Here is a 2,694-nt window from a genome sequence, read left to right on the forward strand (position 1 = left end):
TAAAAAACCGAATCTTTTCATAGTTTTCAGATAGGATTGCCAAACATACAAAGTTTTAAAAACTTCAGTAGTTTTACGTTATGATTTTTGACCGTAAAACCCTGAATAACGAAAATTTAACACTTTTTTACAAAAAATTGTTAATGCCACGCCTGGTTGAAGAGAAAATGCTGATTCTTTTGCGGCAGGGCCGAATTGGCAAATGGTTTTCAGGAATAGGGCAGGAAGCCATTTCCGTTGGCAGTACGCTGGCCATGCAAAATGATGAATATATTTTGCCCATGCACCGCAACCTGGGGGTTTTTACCTCAAGAGATATACCGCTGTCGCGCCTGATGGCGCAATGGCAAGGCAAGGCTTCGGGCTTTACCAAGGGGCGCGACCGGTCTTTCCATTTCGGTACGCAGGAATACAAGATCATCGGTATGATATCGCATCTGGGGCCACAGCTGGCCTTAGCCGATGGCATTGCCCTTGCCGATGTTTTAGCTGAACGCAAAAGGTCAACCCTTGTATTTACCGGCGAGGGCGCTACCAGCGAGGGTGATTTTCACGAAGCACTGAATATTGCTTCTGTATGGAAACTACCGGTTATATTTTTGATCGAGAACAATGGCTACGGACTTTCAACCCCGGTTAATGAGCAATATGGCTGTCATAGTTTGGTAGATAAGGCGATAGGTTATGGTATGGAGGGCCGAAGGATTGATGGCAATAACATACTGGAGGTTTACCATACCATTAATGATATTAACAAAAGCATCCGTGAGAACCCACGACCGGTTTTGATAGAGTGTATGACCTTTAGGATGCGTGGTCATGAAGAGGCATCGGGTACAAAATATGTTCCTGAGAATTTATTTGAGTGGTGGGCCGGTAAAGACCCTGTTATCAATTTTGAACGTTACTTATTGGGCGAAGGTGTGTTGAAACCTGAAGAGGTTCCTGCGATAAGAAAAGAGACGACTGCCCTTATTGAGGCCGAGATTGAAAAGGTTTATGCTGAGGAGGATATCAATCCTGATATAGCCACTGAGCTACAGGATATGTATCACCCCTACCAGTTTCCGGCGACTCAGCCATCTACCATCCCTGCAAGCAACAAGCGTTATATTGATGCTATAAGCGATGGTTTAAGGCAGGCCATGCACAAATATCCCAACCTGGTGATCATGGGGCAGGACATTGCCGAGTATGGCGGCGCGTTCAAAATAACACAAGGCTTTGTAGAAGAATTTGGCAAAGCCCGAGTGCGCAATACGCCCATATGTGAATCGGGGGTGGTTGGCGCCGGTATGGGACTGGCGTTAAACGGCTATAAGGCTATTGTCGAGATGCAATTTGCTGATTTTGTTACCTGCGGCTTTAACCAAATTATTAATAACCTGGCTAAAACGCACTATCGCTGGGCGCAGGCTGTGGATATGGTAGTACGTATGCCAACGGGCGCGGGTACCGGAGCCGGGCCGTTTCACTCACAAAGTAACGAGGCCTGGTTTACCAAGACTCCCGGACTTAAAGTAGTGTACCCGGCTTTTCCTGCGGATGCTAAGGGTTTACTACTGGCCGCCATTGACGACCCGAACCCGGTAATTTACTTTGAACACAAATACCTTTACCGCAGCATTAGCGGCGAAGTACCCGATAACGATTGCCTCATAGAAATTGGAAAAGCAAATACTGTAAAACAGGGCCAGCAAGCCAGCATCATAACTTTTGGATTGGGAGTGCACTGGGCGCTGGAGTATGCTGAAAAACATCCTGAACAATCTATCGAGATTATTGATCTGCGCAGTTTGCTGCCCTGGGATACGCAGGCCGTTGAGGCAAGCGTACAAAAAACCGGTAGGGTATTGGTTTTACATGAAGATACTTTAACCAGCGGTTTTGGCGCCGAAATAGCGGCCCACATAGCCGAGTATTGTTTTAAATACCTGGATGCACCGGTAATGCGTTGCGGCAGCCTGGATACGGCTATACCGATGAATAAAGCCCTGGAAGATCAGTTTTTGGCAAAAGCAAGGCTTCAGGAAACGATGGAGAAGTTATTGGCCTATTAGTAAAGCAAAAAAGGTCATCCCATTCAGGGATGACCTTTTTAATAATTGATCAGGCTTTTCCTATTCCTGCACATCATAGCTTACCACAACTGTTGGCAGCAGTGTAGCATACTCCAGCGGAACCTGATTGTAGGATATAATAGGCTTGCGATTACTATAAAATTGATAAGCCTCCTTAATGGTAGCGTTGCTGGCCATAGCAGGAGGGTTAAAGCTGATGGAAAAAGGGATAATAAAATCATGAAATTTTTCATGATCAGGGATAACCCATTTATGATTTGATTTTTTTAATGCCTCAATAATAGGCCCGGTCAAAATATAATCATCGGCATAATAAACAATGATCTTTTTAATGGTTCCTTTGGTATCGGCAGTAAATTTGAATACCGCTGTACCAGTGGCTTTCTTTTTAATAATATCCGGCGATACCACCAGACTATCCTTAAAAAAACGATTCATAACGGGTGCTCCGCCCTGAAACGGGAATGCCAGTTCGGTTTGAGCCTTGCAATAAACAGATGATAAAATAGCTATAGTTAAAAACAGGATCTTCTTCATTTATACTTCTTTTGGTTCACGTTTGCTGCCTTCATACAGCTCATATTCCAGTAAGCGGCAATCAAGCTTACCATTG

At 44.6% G+C, this 2,694-nt stretch carries 2 protein-coding genes; one reads left to right on the forward strand and one right to left on the reverse strand.

Annotation, left to right across the window (positions count from 1 at the left end; genetic code table 11):
* The first annotated feature begins 80 nt into the window (after positions 1–80).
* Positions 81–2,060: a dehydrogenase E1 component subunit alpha/beta gene (locus tag AAGC65_RS25780; protein ID WP_343115326.1), complete on the forward strand. Its 1,980-nt coding sequence runs from the start codon at positions 81–83 to the stop codon at positions 2,058–2,060.
* Positions 2,061–2,120: 60 nt separating this feature from the next.
* Here the strand turns inward: AAGC65_RS25780 and AAGC65_RS25785 are convergent, their stop codons facing one another.
* Positions 2,121–2,618, reverse strand: a complete 498-nt coding sequence (locus AAGC65_RS25785) for a hypothetical protein (protein ID WP_343115327.1) — start codon at positions 2,616–2,618, stop codon at positions 2,121–2,123.
* Between the last annotated feature and the right edge of the window lie 76 nt (positions 2,619–2,694).

The organism is Mucilaginibacter sp. (assembly GCF_039207105.1).
Taxonomy (GTDB): Bacteria; Bacteroidota; Bacteroidia; order Sphingobacteriales; family Sphingobacteriaceae; genus Mucilaginibacter.